At 36.8% G+C, this 20,489-nt stretch carries 20 protein-coding genes; 10 read left to right on the forward strand and 10 right to left on the reverse strand.

The window, feature by feature from the left end; all coding sequences use genetic code 11:
* Positions 1-93 precede the first annotated feature (93 nt).
* Positions 94-2,811 (forward strand): hypothetical protein, encoded by a 2,718-nt coding sequence (locus HNP38_RS08880; protein ID WP_184187976.1) that lies wholly within the window; start codon positions 94-96, stop codon positions 2,809-2,811.
* 33 nt (positions 2,812-2,844) lie between these two features.
* On the opposite strand, the gene HNP38_RS08885 is transcribed toward HNP38_RS08880, so the two are convergent.
* From HNP38_RS08885 to HNP38_RS08920, 8 genes are all read right to left on the reverse strand, one after another.
* Entirely contained in the window at positions 2,845-3,342 is a 498-nt protein-coding gene (locus HNP38_RS08885; RefSeq protein ID WP_184187979.1) for a low affinity iron permease family protein, read from the reverse strand.
* Positions 3,343-3,405: 63 nt separating this feature from the next.
* Entirely contained in the window at positions 3,406-4,641 is a 1,236-nt protein-coding gene (locus tag HNP38_RS08890) for a hypothetical protein (protein WP_184187982.1), read from the reverse strand.
* Between the two features lie 858 nt (positions 4,642-5,499).
* Complete coding sequence (locus tag HNP38_RS08895; protein ID WP_184187985.1) at positions 5,500-6,324, reverse strand: GLPGLI family protein; 825 nt, start codon at positions 6,322-6,324, stop codon at positions 5,500-5,502.
* A gap of 154 nt (positions 6,325-6,478) precedes the next feature.
* On the reverse strand, positions 6,479-6,784 hold the full coding sequence (gene rpsJ / locus HNP38_RS08900; RefSeq protein ID WP_002661363.1) for a 30S ribosomal protein S10: 306 nt from the start codon (positions 6,782-6,784) through the stop codon (positions 6,479-6,481).
* An 18-nt stretch (positions 6,785-6,802) separates the two neighbouring features.
* Complete coding sequence (fusA, locus tag HNP38_RS08905; protein ID WP_184187988.1) at positions 6,803-8,920, reverse strand: elongation factor G; 2,118 nt, start codon at positions 8,918-8,920, stop codon at positions 6,803-6,805.
* A 6-nt stretch (positions 8,921-8,926) separates the two neighbouring features.
* The gene (gene rpsG, locus HNP38_RS08910; protein ID WP_007839548.1) at positions 8,927-9,403 is read right to left on the reverse strand and encodes a 30S ribosomal protein S7; all 477 of its coding nucleotides are present in this window, start codon (positions 9,401-9,403) and stop codon (positions 8,927-8,929) included.
* Positions 9,404-9,426: 23 nt separating this feature from the next.
* Entirely contained in the window at positions 9,427-9,840 is a 414-nt protein-coding gene (rpsL, locus tag HNP38_RS08915) for a 30S ribosomal protein S12 (RefSeq protein ID WP_002983146.1), read from the reverse strand.
* A gap of 154 nt (positions 9,841-9,994) precedes the next feature.
* A complete protein-coding gene (locus HNP38_RS08920) occupies positions 9,995-11,392 on the reverse strand; it encodes a hypothetical protein (protein ID WP_184187991.1) in 1,398 nt (465 codons plus the stop codon).
* Positions 11,393-11,516: 124 nt separating this feature from the next.
* Here HNP38_RS08920 and HNP38_RS08925 point away from each other — a divergent pair, with 124 nt between their 5' ends.
* From HNP38_RS08925 to HNP38_RS08955, 7 genes are all read left to right on the forward strand, one after another.
* Positions 11,517-11,993: a Dps family protein gene (locus tag HNP38_RS08925; protein ID WP_184187994.1), complete on the forward strand. Its 477-nt coding sequence runs from the start codon at positions 11,517-11,519 to the stop codon at positions 11,991-11,993.
* A 91-nt stretch (positions 11,994-12,084) separates the two neighbouring features.
* Complete coding sequence (pncB, locus tag HNP38_RS08930) at positions 12,085-13,263, forward strand: nicotinate phosphoribosyltransferase (protein ID WP_184187996.1); 1,179 nt, start codon at positions 12,085-12,087, stop codon at positions 13,261-13,263.
* A 5-nt stretch (positions 13,264-13,268) separates the two neighbouring features.
* Complete coding sequence (locus tag HNP38_RS08935; protein ID WP_184187999.1) at positions 13,269-13,799, forward strand: YciI family protein; 531 nt, start codon at positions 13,269-13,271, stop codon at positions 13,797-13,799.
* A 17-nt stretch (positions 13,800-13,816) separates the two neighbouring features.
* Positions 13,817-14,068 (forward strand): redox-active disulfide protein 2, encoded by a 252-nt coding sequence (locus tag HNP38_RS08940; RefSeq protein WP_184188002.1) that lies wholly within the window; start codon positions 13,817-13,819, stop codon positions 14,066-14,068.
* A gap of 132 nt (positions 14,069-14,200) precedes the next feature.
* Entirely contained in the window at positions 14,201-14,956 is a 756-nt protein-coding gene (locus HNP38_RS08945) for a DUF5995 family protein (protein ID WP_184188005.1), read from the forward strand.
* A 169-nt stretch (positions 14,957-15,125) separates the two neighbouring features.
* Positions 15,126-16,634 (forward strand): DNA recombination protein RmuC, encoded by a 1,509-nt coding sequence (gene rmuC / locus HNP38_RS08950; protein WP_184188008.1) that lies wholly within the window; start codon positions 15,126-15,128, stop codon positions 16,632-16,634.
* Positions 16,627-17,400 carry a TrmH family RNA methyltransferase gene (locus tag HNP38_RS08955; RefSeq protein ID WP_184188011.1) on the forward strand — a complete coding sequence of 258 codons (774 nt, stop codon included), beginning with the start codon at positions 16,627-16,629 and terminating at the stop codon, positions 17,398-17,400. The genes rmuC and HNP38_RS08955 overlap by 8 nt, the downstream gene beginning before the upstream one ends.
* Before the next feature lie 316 nt (positions 17,401-17,716).
* Here the strand turns inward: HNP38_RS08955 and HNP38_RS08960 are convergent, their stop codons facing one another.
* Positions 17,717-18,058, reverse strand: coding sequence for a hypothetical protein (locus HNP38_RS08960; RefSeq protein ID WP_184188014.1), 342 nt, complete (start codon positions 18,056-18,058; stop codon positions 17,717-17,719).
* Between the two features lie 184 nt (positions 18,059-18,242).
* On the opposite strand from HNP38_RS08960, the gene HNP38_RS08965 reads away from it, so the two are divergent.
* Complete coding sequence (locus HNP38_RS08965) at positions 18,243-19,424, forward strand: hypothetical protein (RefSeq protein ID WP_184188017.1); 1,182 nt, start codon at positions 18,243-18,245, stop codon at positions 19,422-19,424.
* Positions 19,408-19,992, forward strand: coding sequence for a hypothetical protein (locus HNP38_RS08970; protein WP_184188021.1), 585 nt, complete (start codon positions 19,408-19,410; stop codon positions 19,990-19,992). Before HNP38_RS08965 ends, HNP38_RS08970 begins: the two co-directional genes overlap by 17 nt.
* Here the strand turns inward: HNP38_RS08970 and HNP38_RS08975 are convergent.
* Positions 19,941-20,483, reverse strand: a complete 543-nt coding sequence (locus tag HNP38_RS08975) for a 5-formyltetrahydrofolate cyclo-ligase (RefSeq protein WP_262888915.1) — start codon at positions 20,481-20,483, stop codon at positions 19,941-19,943. The genes HNP38_RS08970 and HNP38_RS08975 overlap by 52 nt on opposite strands.
* Positions 20,484-20,489: the final 6 nt, after the last annotated feature.

The following is a 20,489-nucleotide window of genomic DNA, read 5'->3' on the forward strand; positions in this document are numbered from 1 at the left end:
ATTTTCACGGATAAAAATATAGCACAAACATCTGCTAAATCCACTCGATCTGCAAGATAAATAAGAACCAAACTCAAAAAAACAAAACACCATATGAAAAAGCATATTCTTTCACTGGCGATATTATCACTTTTTTATACAAAGTCTGAGGCATGTGCATGGTCAGATCCGGATTATGATTACTTCAATCTGTTTACCCAGACCATCATTAAGGACAAATCTTACCTGCCCTTTCTGCATAGTTATTCAACAAGATTCTATACTGAATTCAAACCTACCCAGATCCCCAGTGAGAATATTGAATCGTGGCGAAAATTCTTCAACAACCAGTTAACCTACAGTGAAACTGATTATCTGGTGAATAAAATGCCCATGAATGACCTCAATGATCTGAAAAGGGGAAATCCTAACAATCCTTTATTGAAGAAACTGGGCACAGGCTTTTATCAAAGATACAGTGAAGGAATTGATTATCTCATTGAAGCCAAATATCTGGAGCCTTACATGAAGATCAATTATGTGGAAAACCCGGATTCCTTTTTTTATACTCCTGCAGAAAGCGATAAAAATGCCACTAATCTCGATTATAACAAAACGGTTGCTGCTTTAACTTCTTTATATAATGCGGCCAAAAATCCGGAGATCAGGCAGAGGTATGGTTTTCAGCTGGTACGTTTTAATCATTACACCAGAAATTTTGATAAGGCGCTGGAGGCTTTTAAAACCTATGTAGAACCTGTTAAATTAAAAGGAGCTCCTTATTTTATGGCACTTGACCAGCTTGCCGGAGCCCAAAGAGGATTACAGATGAACAGCGATGCCAATTGGAACTTTTTCCAGGTTTTTATGAACAGTAAAAGCCGTAAAGAGTCTGCATTTGTCTCTATGAAGCTTTCAGATACGGCTTCATTTAATAATATTTTAAAGAGAGCCGGAACCAGTGAGGAAAAAAATATGGCTTACTTTCTTTTAGGATATGAAGACTTTGCCAATCCTATCCCTCTTATGGAAAAAATGTATGACATCAATCCGGATTCGGAGATCCTGAAAGTAATGGCAGCGAGAAGCATCAACGAACTGGAAAGAAGCTATCTGCCTACTTATTATTATACTTCGGATAAAACAGATAACCTTTCTATCCAAAAAGATGTTCCCGGCAATGATAAAACTAGTACTCCGGAAGTAAAAGAAAATAAGAAAGAACTTTCTTTCTGGGATAAGATCGTAAGATTTTTTAAGAATCTTTTCGGAGGGTCAAAATCCGATAAAACCGGCGATGGAAATAAAACAGATCAGAGTGATGATGAATTATTGGAAAACCCTGACAGGATCCCTTTCTTTACGGAAAACACCAATTATTATTGGCCGGAAGACAAACCTAAGGATTTCCTGAATGAGCTGGAAAAATTTACAGAAAAAACAAAGGAAAAATCAAAAGATGAATTCTGGCAGATATCGGATGCCTATCTTAAGTTCCTGAAAAAAGATTACAAAGCAAGCACTGAGATCCTGAATGATATTAAAACAGGCAATCCTGAATATCTTGAAGAGATCAAAAGAATGAAAGTTCTTAATGATATTGTTTCCCAGCCGAAGATCACCGCAGAATATGAGGATCATCTGATGAAAAACTATGCTGAATATTTTATAGAAAAAGAAATAAAACAGGACAGCACCCATACTGATGAATATAATTACTATGGGCCTGTTCCTTCTACAGCTTCTTTCCTGAAGGATGTTCTGGCCAACCGTTATTTCCTTCAGGGTGAAGATGGAAAATCATTCCTGATGAGCAATAGGCTTTCTGACCTTCAATACAATCCTAATTCAAGCCTGGTGAAAAGTGTTGAAGAATTTTACAGAAAACCGGACAAAACACAGTTCGAACAGCAGATCATTGCCAAAAACATGGATGATGTGGGAAATATTGATGCCTTCTTCGGTGTGATTTACGGAGACCGGGCGATGAGAACCGGAGATTTTGAGAAAGCAAAATCTTATTATCAAAAAGCACAGGGTTTTATAGGAATCCCGAGGCTTAATTACGACTGGGTTTCCAGCACACAGCCAAAAGTACCGCATCAGTATACAGCCGGAGAATATAACGGTTTCAGAAATATTTCCAGTCTTATATTCGGGCATAATGTATGGGAAAGCTTTGAAAGTTCTGATGATATCAGTATGGCTGCCGAAGATTATTCCCAATTCCCATTCATTAAAAGCAGCATGAACAAACTGGAAATTGCGGATGCGCTTATCCAGCTTAAAAAACTTGCCGGCGGCAAGGATGAAAAAGCGGCGAAAGCCAATCAGTTAATCGGCAACCTGCTTTATAATACGTCCATCCTGGGGTATTACAGGCATTTGTATGTAATGGACGTAGACAACAGCAATGGTGGGAAGTATGATTTCTGGGCAACTGATAAAAAAACGCCTTATCAGTACTATTATAAGAACTTCCTTAGTACCTCTTATATTGAACCTGATAATTTTGATCTTGCCATCGGCTACTATAAAAAAGCATTGGATCTTTCAACCGATAAAGAAGATAAAGCAAGGATACTTTTCCAGATGGCTAGTGCGGAACAGGGCAAATATTATCAGTATGAAGCCAAGAATACGGCGAATGTGGATTATTCGGATCCTAAATGGTCTGAAAAAACCGATGCGCATGAAAAGCAATTGCATGAGATCAAAAATCAAAAGTTCAGAACCTACTTTGCCCTGCTGAAAACACAGTATGCAGATACTGAAACCTCCAGGAGCTTAATGGGAAGCTGTTCTTATTTTAATTACTTCATGAAAAAGTAGGGCTGAAACCTGTATAAAAATGGAAAAAAGGAATCATTCTGATTCCTTTTTCTGTTTTTTGCTTAGCCATTCTTCGTGTTTTCTTTTGAAAAACTCATGCTTATAGTCCTGATTTCTTTGGGCTGCATCTATGGAATGAGACATATGGATATCTGAGTCTTCTTTAGCAAGATATGCCAGCTTTTCATAATAGGTATGCAGCTGGTCCAGCTCACTCTCTGTAAGGTCTTCAATATCTACGATCCTGTTGCTGGATTTTTCATGTGAAGCGATCAGCTCATTCAGTTTGATCTGGATAGCTTTTGAATCTTTATTCTGAGCTTTCTGGATGAGAAAAACCATCAGAAAGGTAATGATAGTGGTTCCGGTATTGATGACCAACTGCCATGTTTCGGAATAATTGAATACCGGCCCCGAAGCAGCCCAGATCAATACAATAGCAGCTGCACCAATGAAAGCATGCGGGCTACCGGTAAATTTTGTGGCCCAATCTGAAAATCTTTCAAAAATATTCTTTTTTGGTTTTGCCATTTGATCAGTTTTGCAGATGATCCAGCAAAAACTCCGCCGAAATGGGCGAGTTTTTATTATATTTTAGTTAGGATAATTTCCACTGACATTCTGCTCCGTAGTACTTGCCGTAACGTACCAGCTAAATCCATCGGAAATATACGTCCTGCTTCCTTTCTGTAAAGTATAAGAAGCTTCTCCCAAATATTCCCCTGTATCTGTAATATGATAAATATTAGCACCTCCGGCCGCACTAAGATTAACAGGAGACATTGAGCTTGTGACAATAATGGTATACAGCCTTCCTTTTGCAGTATTAGGATTAGGCAATGTATAAGTAGGATTGGTAGTTACAAACCCGTCCCCCATTACGATTGTATTCTGACTGGCTCCAAAGCCGCTTGTAGGGAGCGTGGTATCCCCATCTATCGCTACCGCTAAAGAGGATGTCGTTAGTTGAGTGCCTGTAGTATTAGGATCTACCAAAGGGGTTAAGCTCAGCCTTCCTCTATGCCACATTCCGGCGGTAATATCAGTAGACTGGATAGAATATTTGGATGTTTGCGTTCCGGCAGTCAGGGATCCTATAAAAATACCTGTAGTATTTGTTATACTCCCGGAATTTGTCAGGTTGCTTATATCTATACCTTTATAATTTGTAATGTTAGCACCTGCAGCATTTGAGTTTTTGACACTTAATCCTGTTGCCAGAACTGCAGTTCCTGTGTCATTAGAAAAGCCAATCATACTTCCTGTAAGTGTTCCAATATTTGCCGAGGACCTGCTTACAGCATTTATTGCGGATATTGTACCGTTACTCGTATTTATATTCTCGGAAACAACATTAAGAGCATTTGTACTAGAATAACTATTCAAAGCTGGCGGACGCGAAACCGCATTTACCGTAAACACGTTATTATTTTTTGCACTTCCCGTATATGAAAAAATACCCTGAAACAAGCTCTGTGTATTATTTGCATTGGTACTTGCCGCCTGCAAAGTCTGGTCCGAAATAAAGCCGGTAACATCATAATTCTGGCTCCCGATGCTTGTTGCTGATGTTGTAGGTGTGTTATTTAGTTTAAAATGTACCGGTACAAGAGGTGAAGCATCTGCTATTCCTACATTTCCATTGTCTAATACTGTAAATGTTTCCACATCTGATGTGTTATTAATTTCCAGAGACTTGGTTTCCGGGGCTTTGGTAATAATGTCAAGTGTTGCTGAAGGGGTATAAGTGTTAATCCCAACCTGACCTAATATAGCAATTGGTAGCGAAGTAAATACATACGTACTTAATTGTAATAAATTTTTTTTCATCTAATACTTATTTTGTTATTTAATTATTTATGTTTTTTGGGGAATTCTTGCATCAAGAGATATAATAATAATTTTGATTTTTAACAAGCACAGAAGGGAATACAGGCATTGTCAATAATTATTATTTCACTTAATCGAAGAATTATTCCGCGAAAGTAAATTTAAAATTTTATGTATCCAAATTTTATTTATTCTTTTTATTCAATCAACAAACATCAAGCAAAATGATTAAATTTATAATAAAAAAAATACACAAACGCATATATAAAAATAACATACAAATAGTGAAAACTAATAAAAAATAATCAAATATGTGAGATATATACATAAGAAAAAAAATCCTCGAGAAACGAGTAATTTTTAGACTTAAATATCAGATAGAGCGCTTTTATTTTTGCTTTTTTATCTATTTTTCCAATAGCTACTTGGGCTATTCAAGGCATTTCCCGCCAATTTCCATCTCTAAAGAATGTATTTATAAATCTGTATTCTTTTCAAAATCATTTTCGATGATCCGCTACAGAAATTTCAGGGAGTTATGATCTCTGAAAAGTTGCATTGTGGAATATTATTCTATAAGATTTACATCATCCAGGATTTAGCTACTCAATACAACAGCAACAGTACGTATGTATCACGTACTGTTAATATCATGCTAAAAAATAAACTATAAAGCATTTGTCAATAAATACAGGATTGAGTAGATAAAAAAGCAATTAAGCAGCATTAAATTATGATAAGGATAACTATTTAGATCAGCCAATCTTCTATGAGCCATTTAAACATGTCTTAAATATAACTCTTTCCAAATATATAGACCTTCATGGGCTTAAAGTCAGATAATAGTCCGCAGGTATCTTAATATCTTATCGCCTTATCCAGTTCTATGGGATTATTATTTTTCTTAATATTCTTTTGCATCATATCAGATAATTCCTTGAGCTGTTCCGGACGTTTTACTTCAATCCCCATTACCATAAAGCGGGCTGAAGGATCCGTATTTTTTTCAAAATGCTCTTTGAAGTCGTGAAGCGGATCATTATAATTATCCAGCATCATTTTCCTGAGCCTGGCTTCAGGGATCTTTACAGGTTTCTGCCCTGCAAAATTTTCAAGAATTTCTCTGGTTTCATAGGTTTTAGCCAGTTTATAGCTCTTCACTAAAGAGAATTTAAAGTTATCTTTATCGTCGCTTATTTCAAAGATAAGACCCGGCAATCCCCTGAATTTATATGGTCCTTCATTGAGGTTGATATCTTTTGTAAACCATGCTGTCCAATTCCTGCCACCAAATTTCGTTGTGGCTTTCTGCAAAGTATAACCGCCAAGACTTTTGGTCTCATTAGAAAGCTTCCAGTTTAATTGATCTTCCGTATCTACAATAAACAGATTCTGTATCAAAATATAATTGGAATTGGTGTTGGAATTTTTCTTCCGGATCATTGCCGGAGTGTCATCCCACATAGCACTGTTCTCTCCTCTTGTTTTGTTGATGGAATCTGTTTTTACAAACTCATAGTTATAAAATTTCACATCTTCCGGGTTAATATCCAGTACCATATTGGCTTTTCTGTACTCTGTGGATGTGGAATCTGTTTTGAAATGATATTCATAAATAAAACGATGGGTCTGACCTGTAACGGATAAACTGATCATCAACATGAATAATAGTATTTTTTTCATAACAATTTTTTTACAAATATATAAAATAAATAGAACCTTGTAATACATAATAGTATTAAATTAAAAACACACTAAAGATTTTTTTCTATAAATAAAAAATCCGTCCCAAAAAAAGGAACGGATTTTATTATAATCATTGCAAAGTATGCAATTATCACACTTTAATTTCTACGTCTACACCTGAAGGAAGTTCTAACTTCATCAGAGCATCCACAGTTTTGGAAGAAGAAGAGTAGATATCCATCAATCTCTTGTGAGCAGAAAGTTGGAACTGTTCTCTGGCCTTCTTGTTTACGTGCGGAGATCTCAACACAGTGAAGATTCTCTTATTGGTTGGCAATGGAATTGGCCCGTTTACAACAGCGCCGGTAGCCTTTACCGTTTTTACGATTTTCTCAGCAGACTTGTCTACTAAATTGTAATCGTAAGATTTTAGTTTTATTCTGATTCTTTGTGACATTTTAATCTAATTTAAATATTAACCTTTAGCCTTAGCGATTACTTCTTCAGCAACGTTTGACGGAGCAGCTTCATATTTCTCAAACTCCATAGAAGATGTAGCTCTACCAGAAGATAATGTTCTCAATGAAGTTACATATCCAAACATTTCAGAAAGCGGAACGAAAGCCTTGATAACTTTTGCATTATTTCTGTCATCCATACCGTTTACAGTACCTCTTCTTCTGTTAAGGTCACCTACGATATCCCCCATATATTCTTCCGGAGTTACAACTTCCAGTTTCATAATAGGTTCCATGATCACAGCTTTTGCAGCTCTACCAGCTTCCTTGAATCCCATTTTAGCAGCTAATTCGAAAGATAACTGGTCCGAGTCAACCTGGTGGTAAGATCCGTCTTTCAATGTAATCTTCATAGCTTCAACTTCAAATCCGGCTAAAGGACCATTCTTCATAGATTCTTTGAAACCTTTTTCTACAGAAGGGATAAATTCTTTAGGAATGTTACCTCCTTTGATTTCATTAATGAATTCAAGACCGGTTTTACCTTCGTCAGCAGGACCAATTGTGAATACGATATCTGCGAACTTACCTCTACCTCCGGATTGCTTTTTGTAAACTTCTCTGTGGTTGGCAGTTTGTGTAAGAGCTTCTTTGTATTCTACCTGAGGCTGCCCCTGATTAACTTCTACTTTAAACTCTCTTCTCATACGGTCAACAATAATGTCAAGGTGAAGCTCACCCATCCCTGAGATAATAGTTTGTCCTGAAGCTTCGTCAGTTTTAACCTGGAAAGTAGGATCTTCTTCAGCTAATTTGGCTAAAGCGTTACCCATTTTATCCTGGTCTGCCTTAGTTTTAGGCTCAACAGCGATACCAATTACCGGATCAGGGAAAATCATCGATTCAAGAACGATAGGGTTTTTCTCATCGGATAAGGTATCTCCTGTTTTAATATCTTTAAATCCTACAGCTGCACCAATATCTCCTGCTTCAATAAATTCTACAGGATTTTGCTTGTTAGCGTGCATCTGATAGATTCTGGAAATTCTTTCTTTGTTTCCTGATCTTGTGTTAAGAACATAAGAACCTGCATCCAGTCTTCCTGAATAAGCTCTGAAGAATGCCAATCTACCTACGAACGGGTCAGTAGCAATCTTAAATGCTAATGCAGAGAAAGGCTCTTTTACATCCGGCTTTCTTTCAATTTCAGCATCTGTATCAGGATTAGTTCCTGTAATATTATCCTTATCTAATGGAGAAGGAAGATATTTACAAACTGCATCTAACATGAACTGAACTCCTTTGTTCTTGAATGAAGAACCACAAGTCATTGGAATAATAGAAAGATCGATAGTAGCTTTTCTAAGAGCTTCATTGATCTCTTCTTCAGAAATTGAATCCGGATCTTCGAAGAATTTCTCCATCAAAGTTTCATCATAATCAGCTACAGCTTCTACTAATTTCTCTCTGTATTCTAAAACTTCATCTTTCATGTCCTCAGGAATCGGCACTACCTCGAAAGTAGCTCCCTGTCCTGCATCGTCCCAGATGATAGCTCTGTTCTTAATTAGGTCTACAACCCCTTTGAAATCTTCTTCAGCACCGATTGGTAAAACGATTGGAACTGCATTGGAACCTAACATTTCTTTAACTTGTTTTACAACGTTAAGGAAGTCAGCACCCTGTCTGTCCATTTTGTTTACGAATCCCATTCTCGCCACTTTGTAGTTGTCAGCAAGTCTCCAGTTTGTTTCAGACTGAGGCTCTACTCCATCTACTGCAGAGAATAAGAATACCAATCCGTCTAATACTCTCAAAGATCTGTTTACTTCTACTGTGAAGTCAACGTGTCCCGGTGTATCGATAATGTTGAAGTGGTAAGGTTTTGTTTCAGGTAAAGATTTCCCTTGATCTGTTGGAAAGTTCCAGCTACAAGTAGTTGCAGCAGAAGTAATGGTGATCCCTCTTTCTGCTTCCTGCTCCATCCAGTCCATTGTTGCAGCACCTTCGTGAACTTCACCAATCTTGTGGGTTTTACCTGTATAGAATAAAATTCTTTCTGTAGTGGTAGTTTTCCCTGCATCAATGTGAGCAGCAATACCAATGTTTCTTGTAAATTTAAGATCTCTACTCATTTCAAACTAGAATTTAAAGTGTGAGAAAGCCTTGTTAGCTTCCGCCATTTTGTGAGTATCACTCTTTTTCTTGTACGCTGCACCTTCTTCTCTGGAAGCTGCAACAACTTCATTAGCTAATTTTAAAGCCATAGACTTATCATTTCTAGCTTTTGAATATTTAATTAACCATTTCATTGCCATAGAAATTTTTCTATCAGCTCTGATCGGCATAGGGATCTGGAAGTTAGCTCCACCTACTCTTCTGGAACGTACTTCTACGTGAGGCATTACATTAGTAAGTGCATCTTTCCAGATTTCAAGGGCTGTCTTCTCGTTATCTCCTTTTTTAGTTTCTACGATATCTAATGCATCATAGAAAATTTTGAATGCGATTGACTTTTTACCATCAAGCATTAGGTTATTTACGAATCTTGTTACCAACTGATCATTAAATTTTGGATCTGGTAACAACGGTCTTTTTTTCGCTTTTGTCTTTCTCATTGTTTCTGTACCTTATTTAATGATTATTTTTTCTTTCCTTTTGCTGGTGCTGCAGCCGCCTGGCCTGGTTTAGGTCTCTTAGCTCCATACTTCGATCTTCTCTGTGTTCTTCCATTTACACCTGCAGTGTCTAATGCACCTCTTACGATGTGGTAACGTACTCCCGGTAGGTCTTTCACCCTTCCGCCTCTTACCAATACTATCGAGTGCTCTTGAAGATTATGTCCTTCGCCCGGGATGTAGGCGTTGACTTCTTTTCCGTTAGAAAGTCTTACCCTTGCTACTTTTCTAAGTGCAGAGTTAGGTTTCTTAGGAGTGGTAGTATATACTCTCGTACATACACCTCGTCTTTGTGGACAAGAATCAAGGGCAGCCGATTTGCTCTTCTTGGCAAGCGTGGCTCTTCCTTTTCTTACTAATTGTTGAATAGTAGGCATTTAATTGCTTTTTATTTTAGGGTGCAAAAATAGTAATAATTTTTTAATTGACAAGCAGTTATCTATAAATTATACTTTTTGTTAAATTTTATTTAATGCGCTGAAAATGAGCAAAAAGACAAATAATCGTCTTTGATAGCCATTTATCTGGTATTTATTCAAAAGAAAGTTCGGAAGTGTACAGTACCTGGGACTTATCACGGACGGTATCTTTTTTGATCCATTTTATTTTAGGATTCAGACTGCCGGCAATGCTTTCTTTAAGTTTGCCTTTCTGGCTGTTGGTATGCTGGTATTTAAAAGACTTGTTAATAACCGGAAAATGATAGGTAGTAACCGTCACTACATTGGTCTCATTATTGAAGAGATACCTCTTTTTCGTAAATTTTGACATTTGGGGTTTAATCTTATTCCTGTTCTCCAGATAGTTCCCCGGGTCTTTCAAATTGTACAGAGTAAGGAATACAAGAAAAAAACAACCTATTCTCCATATCCACCTGTCATCCTTATTATACTGGTAATACAATATAAGGAAAGAGAAGAATAAACAAAAATTAGCGGCTGCCAGCATTCTTACATTCATTTCCTCTATTTGCTGAAACCACCCTGAAAAAAGCAAGGAGAAAGCATAAACTCCTGCCATTATCCATAACAAAACATGAAAGTAATAAAGAGATGTTTCTTTTGCTTTTCTGTAATACCTGAGGAAGTAAATAAAAACAAAAACATCTATCATTAAAATAAGAAGCTGAAAGCCAATACTCGCCATACTGCTGGACGCAGGCTTTATCCCTATAAAAGGATCTATAGTATTAGCAACCCCCAAAAGATCCCGTAAAATATAAACAGGAGCTATATCTCCTGCTTCTCCCCTCAGTTGCTCCCCCGTAAAGCTTCCGAATGTTTGAAAATTAAAAAACAGATAACCCGCTATTCCAATCCCTGAAATTGCTAAAAACAGTAGTAAGGCATTACTATAATACCTGTCTTTCCTTATAAAAGACAGAAATAAAGAGAAAAGAAACACTGCCAGATAAATATAGATTCCGGAATATCTTACCGTAAACATCCCGATCATTATAAGAGAAGCCGCAACAGCATTTTTATTTAAGTTTCCTCTTCCCACAAAAATCTGATAAAAAAAATAAAAAAGAAAATACATCAGGAAAATGAATGGCCCTTCCGAAAGTGCACTCGTAAAAACGAAGAAAAGCGTCTTTCCCATAAACAGCAATACCGTTTCCCTAAAATAAAATCTCTTACTATAGGAAAAAACTAAAATGAATACAGTAAAGAAAAGATTCAAAAATTTAGAAGCCCAGAAATAATCATTAAACAGAATATGAAACACCTGTAACAATATAGGATATCCCAAAGGAAAAAGATCAGTTTCCGGTTCAGGCAGGTCTGCCGCAATTCCGAAATACGATAAACTATCGGATCCTATCCCTCCATACGAAAGAAAAAAAGTCTGCAGAAAATAAACTCCGACAATAATTACTGCCAGGATTTTATATTTTTTAAAGCCTTCGTTAATCAATGAACTTTCCATCTCCGCAATATTAAAGAATTCTCATCAAATTATTTTAAAAAATCCTGTTATAGTTATCATCTATCAACATTCAAACGGTCTGGCACAATATTTCAATAAATTTGTGATATAAACCATTTAAATTATGAAAAATGCCAGTATTATCGGCCTTAAAGAAGCCGACTGCAAAAAGATCGCAGAAAAACTGAATGTCCTTTTGGCGAATTATTCCATATTCTATCAGAATACCAGAGGTTCGCACTGGAACATTAAAGGGGATCAGTTTTTTACCCTGCATCCCAAATTTGAAGAGTTGTATAACAGCCTGGTCTTAAAGATCGATGAAATTGCTGAAAGGATCCTTACTTTGGGCGCAACACCTGCACATAATTATTCAGACTATCTGAAAGTCTCTACGATTAAGGAAAGTAAAGAAGTAAGTGATGCGACCAAAAGTGTAGAAAACATCCTGAACTCTTTCAAAGTAGTCATTGACCTGCAAAGAGAGCTGCTGGACATCACCGATACGGCGGGAGATGAAGGAACCAACTCCCAAATGAGCGACTATATCACAGAACAGGAAAAAGAAGTCTGGATGTACAACTCCTATCTGGGAAAATAAACAGGATAAAATCATCCGGATATTTCAAAATCGTCTTTTATATAGGGCGATTTTTATTTTTTTAATTCTATTTTTGTTTAAAATAACACTTATGCAAGAAGTTCGGTTGAATTCAATTCTCGACAATGATTTCTATAAAATTACCATGCAGAATGCAGTGGTCAAATTATTTCCCAGCCAGATCGTAAAATATGAATTTATAAACAGAGGAAAACACCATTTTCCCGAAGGTTTTGATGCCGCCCTGCGTGAAGCAGTCAAAAAAATGGCAGAACTCAAACTTACAAAAGAAGAGAAAAAATTTTTAGCAAGAACCTGTCCTTACCTGGATCTCCCATACCTTGATTTCCTTGAAGGCTATCATTACGACCCATCGGAAGTAACAGTTCATCAGGAAGGAAATGACATCAGGGTTACCGTTGAAGGTCTTTGGTACAGGACAATTCTATGGGAAGTCCCTTTACTGGCGCTGATCAGTGAGCTTCATTATGAAATGAACCATATGGAACGGGATGCCAATGATATTGTAATGCGCAGAACACTGGAAAAAGCCGAACAGCTCAATAAACTGGGTGTGAACTTTGCAGAATTCGGTACCCGGAGAAGACATTCTTATAATGTTCAGAATCTGGTAATGGAAGCCCTGATACAGAAAAAAGAATCCACTTTTATCGGCAGCTCCAACGTTCATTTTGCCATGAAATATAATGTAAAGCCCATAGGGACTCACGCCCATGAATGGTTCATGTTCCACGCTGCGGAATATGGCTTCAAAATGGCCAACGAACTCGCACTGGAGCATTGGGTAGATGTCTATAGGGGCGATCTGGGAGTTGCCCTTTCAGATACTTATACTACAGATGTATTCTTCCAGCAGTTTGATAAAAAGTTTGCCAAACTCTTTGATGGAGTACGTCATGACAGCGGAGATCCGCTTGAATTTGCCGATAAAACAATTGCCCATTATCAGAAAAACGGGATCAATCCTTTATTTAAGTATATTATTTTTTCCGACGGGCTCAATCTTGAAAAGGTGGAAGAGATCACCAATTACTGTAGAGGAAAAATAGGAATCTCCTTTGGGATAGGCACCAATCTCACCAATGATGTAGGATTGAAGCCCATGAATATCGTCATGAAGCTGATCGGGGTACAGGCACCGAATAAAGAATGGATCCCAACCGTAAAATTATCCGATGAATACGGAAAATATACCGGAGATCCTAAAATGATCGAATTGGCAAAAGAATTTTTAAGAATAAAAAATTAAATTATATGAAAAATTTTCTCTCAGCTTTAATATTGAGTTTACTGTTTACTTCCTGTGCCATTCACACTAAAGGCCAGGACGGAAAGCCCGGAAAAGACGGAACTTCAGGAAATCAGAATACCACAGTCGAAAAATCCGAAAAGCCAAAGTTCAATCAGGAACTAGCAACTTCTTTAGATGCTGACAAATATGGCATGAAAGCCTATACCATCGTAATGCTTACCACAGGGCCCACAAAAATAGAGGATAAAACCAAAATGGGCGAACTGATGAAAGGGCATTTAAACAATATCGGAAAACTGGCTGATGAAGGCAAAATTACTGTTGCCGGGCCATTTCTGGAAAAAAACAATCACAACTTCCGCGGAATGTTTATTTTCAATACCAAATCGAAAGAAGAAGCCGAACAATGGGTAAAAACAGACCCGGCAGTTCAGGCAGGAGTTTTCAGCTATGAAATTTTTCCCTGGTACGGATCTGCTGCTTTGCCTTTATATCTGAAGCATCATGCCGAAATATCACAGGAAAACCCTTAAATAAAAATTTTTAAAGCATGAAAGGCAAAAAAATACAGGAAATGAGCAATGAAGAATTGCTTAAACATGAGAAAACCGTCAAAACAGTTACTTCTTTACTTTGCGGAGCATTATTGGTATTATTCGCAGCAACTATTTTCCTCAACATCGTCAAAAAAGAATTCAATCCTCTTACGGCTGTTCCTATTGCGCTGCTTCCCATTTTACTTATTAATATCAACACCCTGAATGAGATAAAAAAAGAGAAAAAGAACAGGAATTTAAGTTAATCCGAAATTTGTATTGAATAATTAAAGATCCCTAAACAGGCAGTATCAGATTCATAATTTTCCGGTTTTTCACTGATAGACAAACGGGATATTTTCTTTATTTTTGACTGTAAAGCATATAAACCCGAAATCATGAAAACCATAGAAGAGGTCCTAAAAAAACTCGATGAGATGATCATCTGGAGCAAAGAAAATAAAAGTCCTGTCGGCTACTTCGCATGCACATACCGGATAATGACCGCTCAGGTTTTAAAGGGTATCCAACAGAAAAAATTCGAAGACAATCCGAGGATGACAACGCTGGATATAGCCTTTGCCAAAAGGTACCTCGAGGCATGGGACAGTTACAGCAAAGGTAAAAAATGCACCCATTCCTGGCATCTCGCTTTTGAAGCAGCCAGGAATAAGGACCTTCTCATTCTACAGCATATCTTCCTGGGAATGAATGCACACATCAATCTGGATCTGGGAGTCTCAGCGGCATCCATTATGCCTTACCGGAAGATCAACCCGCTTAAAAAAGATTTTGAAAACATCAATTCTGTTATTGCTTCCATCAACCAAAAAGTCCAGGACTCTCTGAATAAGATCTGTTACCCTGTAGACCTGATTGATAAGATCTCAAACGGGAAAGACAATTCCGTTTTGGATTTTGCCATTTCCAGGGCACGGGAAACCTCATGGGCCACAGCCGTGATTGCATCCAATACCCCTAACTTTTTAAGAGGATCCGTTATTAATATTGTTGACTACGCTGCCGCCAAAATAGCTACACAAATCTTAAGCCCAAAAATCTTAACTCCTGCTTTAGCCAAAGAATTAAAGAAATGTGAAAGCAGTGATGTGGTAAGAAATATAGAGATCCTATCTTCAACTAAGAATGTTTAATTTGTAGGCACAATCAACACTTTTGGCATTCCGCAGGAATCTAAACGGTTTTTCATAGTAGAAATTTTTACGGAATAGCAAAGATCATGACCAATAAATACTATTTTCAAAACAAAATTCTACGGTTTTCCATTCATAAAATCAATTTTTCTTTTTGTAATTTTGAAACATGGAATTAACATACTTGATCATCGGATTTATTGCAGGGGGAATTCTTGGAGCAGTTATTTTATATTTTATCTTGAAATCATCTACGGTTTCAAGAAATTTTTATGACGAATTGAACAATCTACATATTAGAAACAATTCGGATCTGGAAAATTCAAACCTGAAAATACAGGAACTCAATCAAAACATCAACAAAGAAAAAGAACTGAATCAACAGCAAACGGATCTGTTAAATGATCTTAAAAACGAGTTTGCCAAAATCTCTGCTGAACATTCTTCTTTAAATACCCAGTTCCAGGAACAAAAACAGATCAACACCAAACAAACTACTCAAATCGAGGCTCTTTTAGAAGAAAAACAAAATATTTTCGCTAAAAACTCTGAACTTTCCGCCATCAATGAAAGTTTACAAAAGTCTCTTGAAACCCAGAAAGAGGAAATTGCCAAAATTCAGGAAGAAGCAAAACTTCAATTTGAGAATTTAGCCAATAAAATATTAGACGAGAAGACAGAGAAATTCACAACTCTTAATCAGAATAACCTTAAAACCATTCTTGAACCTTTTCAGGAAAAAATTGTTGATTTAAAGAACAGAGTTAACGAGGCTTATGAGAAAGAAAATAAAGAACGTTTCTCACTGGCTGAAAAAGTAAAAGAACTGGCAGATCTCAATCAACAGATCTCTGAAGATGCTAAAAAATTAACCCGGGCTTTAAAAGGCGAAAGCAAAACCCAGGGAAACTGGGGTGAAATGATCCTTGAAAGCATCCTTGAAAAATCCGGTCTGGTAAAAGGAAGAGAATATTTCCTTGAGCATGAACTGCGTGATGAAGATAACAAAGCTTTATTCTCTGAGTTTTCAGGCAAAAAAATGCGGCCTGATGCCGTTATTAAATATCCCGATGAAAGAAATGTGATCATCGATTCAAAAGTTTCCTTAACAGCTTTTACGGAATTAGTGGATGAAACCGATGTCGATGTTTATGCCATGAAGCTGAATCAGCATTTATCTTCCATCAAAAACCACATCCAGCAATTGAGCCAGAAGGCCTATGATGATTTTGGGAAATCACTGGATTTTGTCATGATGTTCATTCCGAGTGAACCCGCCTATATTGCAGCCATGCAGGGTGATCAAAACCTGTGGAACTATGCTTACGAAAGAAGGATCTTATTATTGAATCCCAGTAATTTAATTACTTCTTTAAAGCTTATTGCGGATCTCTGGAAACGGGAATATCAGAATAGAAACTCAATGGAAATTGCCGAAAGAGGGGCGAAATTATACGATAAATTTGTCGGGTTTGTAGATAATCTGGAAAAAGTAGGCAAAAATCTGGATCAGGCGAAAAATGTATATAACGACGCCTATAAACAATTATCCACTGGAAATGACAATCTAGTTACCCAGACTCAGAAGCTGAAATCTTTGGGCATCAAAAATAAAAAAGAACTTCCACAGAGCTTAATAGACAATCCTGATAATCTAATCGAATCACAAAATGATTGAGAGTTTTCAAAACGATAAAATAAAATACATTACAAAACTTTTGACCGATAACCGGTTCAGAAAAAAATCCGGGTTTTTTACGGTTGAAGGCCAACAGGAAAATGAAAGGGCCCAACAGTACAGTTTCGAAGCGGTAGAGTTTTTTATCTGTGAAAATATTTTTACCGGAAAACTTCCCGATTCAAAAATACATTATGTTACTGAAAAGATCTATGAAAAAATAGCCTATCGCGGGACATCAGAAGGGATTATCGGGGTCTATCATGCTAAAGAAAATCCTCTCAGCTCATTCAGCCCTAAAGACAATTCTACTGTTATTATCGTAGAAGGAGTTGAAAAGCCCGGAAACCTGGGTGCTATTTTAAGAAGCTGTGAAGCTTTCGGAATTGATGCTTTAATTGTAACAGATGCAAAAACAGATTTCTACAATCCCAATGTCATCCGGTCCAGTGTAGGCTGCCTCTTTGGGATGGAAGTCTTTCAGGCAGAGAATCAGGAAACCTTAGACTTTTTAAAGTCAAACCAATTCAATATTTATACAACTATCATGGATGAGAGTGCCGAGGATCTTTACAAAAGGGATCTCACGCAAAGATCAGCGATCCTGTTTGGAACCGAGCATTCGGGTTTAAGTGATTTCTGGGTCGGGAAAGGGGAAAACACATTAATTCCCATGACCGGAAGCATTGATTCTTTAAACCTAAGCAATGCCGTAGCCATCACGTGCTATGAATCTCTAAGGCAAAAGAGGTCGCAGGAAAAATAACCCTCTTGTAAAACCCTTATAAATTGTCATGCCAGACTAAGTGATGAATATCCATTTATCATTTAGATTCTTCGTGACATCAGAATGATAAATGAACTGGATAGAATTTAAATAAAGTATCTTATATTTTAAACCATTAAGGAGGATTTAAGAAATAAAGGATCATTAAAATCAATCATTCTGATTTTTAAACTTAAAGCAAAGCATATTTTAATACCTTAATGGCTCAGAAACAATTTTATATTAAAATTCAGGCAATAAAAAAACCGCTTCACTGGGTGAAACGGTTCCTTTATTTTTAGTAAAAGGTTACTAATTATTTTTTAGTAGCGTCTTTTACAGCTTCTTTAGCATCTTTAGCAGCTCCTTTAGCAGCATCAGCAGCTCCTTTAGCAGCGTCAGCAGCACCAGCAGCAGCATCTTTAGCAACTTCAGCACCAGCAGCAGTTGTAGCAGCAGCAGCATCTTTAGTAGCGTCTACAGCAGTAGAAGCAGCAGAATCGATAACCTGAGCAGCAGAGTCAACTACAGCAGCAGCTGAATCAGTAGTAGCAGCAGCAGCTGAATCAACAGCACCTTCAGTAGAAGTAGCTTCAGTTTTTTTACAAGCAACTAAAGAGATTGCAGCGATAGCAGCTACGAATAATGACTTTTTCATAATAAATTAAATTTAATTTTGTTAATATTGTTTTATAAAATTTTTCTTTTGTTCTGTTATTTGAACAAGACAAAGGTATAGCAGATACAAAACTTGTTTATGAAAAATAATTGTAATACCTTTGTAAAATAGTTTTACAAAAAAACTTATCTGATAATCAACAGTTTAATTATTTTTTGAAAAATTGACAGATCTAGATCTATTACACTTCGAGCAGCTGAAAAAGGATGTTCAGGCTCAATATTTAAAAGAACATACCCCTTCCTATGATGATATTTCAAAATGGAAGGGTATAGACATCATATATTTCCAGGAGGATCTCCGAAAAAGGGCCAAGGGCAACATCAGTGAAAAATCATTCTACACTTATTTCAAAACATCTCCCGTAAATAAATTACCCCGGATCGATATGCTCAATTTATTGAGTATTTATGCAGGTTATAGTTCCTGGTATGAGTTTAAGAAACAGCATCTTTTTGCCGGAGAATTACTTCTTGACGAGGAAGATCTTAATGAAAATGAGATTCAGGAATTGGAAAAAACGGTTGCTGATTCACCGGATCAGCCCAAAACTGAAATTCAGCCCGCAAAAATTGAATTTAAAGCTCCCGAAGTCACCGATTTACAAAAAACAAATACTGAAAATCAATTTGTTAATACAAATAAAAATCTGACAGAGACTGCCGAGATCACCCCTATAAAAACAAACAAAAATTTCGTCCGCAAAAATGCATGGGCGATCATTACTTCCATTTTGATTGTGGTGACCGGGATACTGGGCTTTAAAGATGAAATTTTTTCCGAAGAATATAAATATTGCTTTACGGATGCCGACAGAGGAACAGCCGTCATCAATACCCTGGAGATCAAAATAATCAAGGAAAATGAATCTGATCTTTTATATAAGGTAAAACCCGGAGAGTGCTTCTATTATCCTACCAAGGATAAAAATCTGAAAATGGAGATCAGTGCCCCATTCTATGAAACCCTTAAAATAAACAGAAATCTTGAGAATGCCCCGGATGAGGAAATGATAGAACTAAAACCTGACGATTATAAAATGGCGGTCTACTATTTCTCCAGAAAAGATGTTACGGGGGCTCCGAAAGAAGAGCAATTAGCCCTAGTCAAGCAAAAACGAAAGCAATTAGAGAATCTGATCAGCAATGATGCGGTGATCTATCAGGTATATGATAACAATACTTATGGAATAGAGACTCTGGATAAACAAAAGTATATCACGCTGGTGACCACACCGACAACCTCGCTTAAAAACCTTAATGTCATTAAAATGGAAAAAGACAAAAAAGGAAAAATTATCTCCATCAAATTTAAAATAACAAGTACCGATGAAAAAAATAAATAGCTTTTTAATTTTCACCATGCTTATCCTCGCTTTTGCTGCCTGTAATAATAAAAGAACAGAGCTGAGTGATCTTGAAAAACTAAGAACCAGCACCAATACCAAAAGCTATCCTGCGGTACAGATGGATAGCATGCAGGCCATTAATTCCATCACCAAACAAAAGGTACAGGAACTTCTGGATCTCTCTACACTCTATCTTTCCGGAAACAGGAACACTGAAATTGACACCCTTATTTACTCTCAGATGGAAAGCTATTTCTACGAGCCTGACAGTTCTACTTTCAGCAAACTATTCCGTGAACTCGACAGCCTGAAAGTAAAAAGTGTAAAAGTCAATAAATTGGAAGTGTATAAGGACTATTATAAAAAAGACACTTTAGATTATGCCAAATTTAATGTGGAATATTTTGATGAAAAGAATAAATCTGTCGGGATTTTTGAGAAAAATGCACAATATATTCTAAGCTCCGCTCCCATCAAGTTTAAAAAGGAGTTTAAATTCTACTTCCTGAATTTTTATTCCAAGCCATTAAAAAAAGACAGTACTTTAACCGGGGTTACCAAATAGTCCAGAGGAATATCATTTTTCCACACATCATCTATAGTTTCATCAGGATCAAAATAGTTGATCCCCACCTTTTTGGACACTGAAGAAATACTTTGGAAAAAGCCGTCATAAAAGCCTTTCCCGTATCCTACCCTATTCCCTCCACTATCACAATATAATAAAGGAGCAATTACATAATCAAAGTGAGCTTCTCCGGAGTCCTCATTGGAAACAGGCTCGGAAATTCCCAAGCTGCTTGTTTCATATTCGGTATTTTCAAAGATTTCCACGGAAATAAGGGTATTGGCAACTTTAGGGACAAACACTCTGATATCCTGTGCCAGAAAATAATCAATAAAGATCCTCGTATCCACTTCATTAAATTTCTCAATGGGCATGAAAATGTGTACTTTCTGCCCGGCTACAGGTTTAAAATAATCAATAAAATTTTTGAAAATCCTATCGGATAACAAGAAAACCTCATCGGGAGACAAGGTTTTTCTTTTTTGCATGTATTT

Source organism: Chryseobacterium defluvii (genome assembly GCF_014204415.1).
GTDB classification, from domain to species: Bacteria; Bacteroidota; Bacteroidia; order Flavobacteriales; family Weeksellaceae; genus Chryseobacterium; species Chryseobacterium defluvii_A.

What these genes read in the sequence shown, in the direction of transcription:
- fusA (WP_184187988.1), bottom strand. Translation starts at nt 8,920, where the DNA reads ATGAGTAGAGATCTTAAATTTACAAGAAACATTGGTATTGCTGCTCAC.
- HNP38_RS08970 (WP_184188021.1), top strand. Translation starts at nt 19,408, where the DNA reads ATGAAAAAAATAAATAGCTTTTTAATTTTCACCATGCTTATCCTCGCT.
- HNP38_RS08885 (WP_184187979.1), bottom strand. Translation starts at nt 3,342, where the DNA reads ATGGCAAAACCAAAAAAGAATATTTTTGAAAGATTTTCAGATTGGGCC.
- HNP38_RS08935 (WP_184187999.1), top strand. Translation starts at nt 13,269, where the DNA reads ATGAAAAATTTTCTCTCAGCTTTAATATTGAGTTTACTGTTTACTTCC.
- HNP38_RS08975 (WP_262888915.1), bottom strand. Translation starts at nt 20,483, where the DNA reads ATGCAAAAAAGAAAAACCTTGTCTCCCGATGAGGTTTTCTTGTTATCC.
- HNP38_RS08960 (WP_184188014.1), bottom strand. Translation starts at nt 18,058, where the DNA reads ATGAAAAAGTCATTATTCGTAGCTGCTATCGCTGCAATCTCTTTAGTT.
- rpsL (WP_002983146.1), bottom strand. Translation starts at nt 9,840, where the DNA reads ATGCCTACTATTCAACAATTAGTAAGAAAAGGAAGAGCCACGCTTGCC.
- pncB (WP_184187996.1), top strand. Translation starts at nt 12,085, where the DNA reads ATGCAAGAAGTTCGGTTGAATTCAATTCTCGACAATGATTTCTATAAA.
- HNP38_RS08920 (WP_184187991.1), bottom strand. Translation starts at nt 11,392, where the DNA reads ATGGAAAGTTCATTGATTAACGAAGGCTTTAAAAAATATAAAATCCTG.
- HNP38_RS08955 (WP_184188011.1), top strand. Translation starts at nt 16,627, where the DNA reads ATGATTGAGAGTTTTCAAAACGATAAAATAAAATACATTACAAAACTT.
- HNP38_RS08890 (WP_184187982.1), bottom strand. Translation starts at nt 4,641, where the DNA reads ATGAAAAAAAATTTATTACAATTAAGTACGTATGTATTTACTTCGCTA.
- rpsG (WP_007839548.1), bottom strand. Translation starts at nt 9,403, where the DNA reads ATGAGAAAGACAAAAGCGAAAAAAAGACCGTTGTTACCAGATCCAAAA.
- HNP38_RS08925 (WP_184187994.1), top strand. Translation starts at nt 11,517, where the DNA reads ATGAAAAATGCCAGTATTATCGGCCTTAAAGAAGCCGACTGCAAAAAG.
- HNP38_RS08880 (WP_184187976.1), top strand. Translation starts at nt 94, where the DNA reads ATGAAAAAGCATATTCTTTCACTGGCGATATTATCACTTTTTTATACA.
- HNP38_RS08945 (WP_184188005.1), top strand. Translation starts at nt 14,201, where the DNA reads ATGAAAACCATAGAAGAGGTCCTAAAAAAACTCGATGAGATGATCATC.
- rpsJ (WP_002661363.1), bottom strand. Translation starts at nt 6,784, where the DNA reads ATGTCACAAAGAATCAGAATAAAACTAAAATCTTACGATTACAATTTA.
- HNP38_RS08895 (WP_184187985.1), bottom strand. Translation starts at nt 6,324, where the DNA reads ATGAAAAAAATACTATTATTCATGTTGATGATCAGTTTATCCGTTACA.
- HNP38_RS08940 (WP_184188002.1), top strand. Translation starts at nt 13,817, where the DNA reads ATGAAAGGCAAAAAAATACAGGAAATGAGCAATGAAGAATTGCTTAAA.
- rmuC (WP_184188008.1), top strand. Translation starts at nt 15,126, where the DNA reads ATGGAATTAACATACTTGATCATCGGATTTATTGCAGGGGGAATTCTT.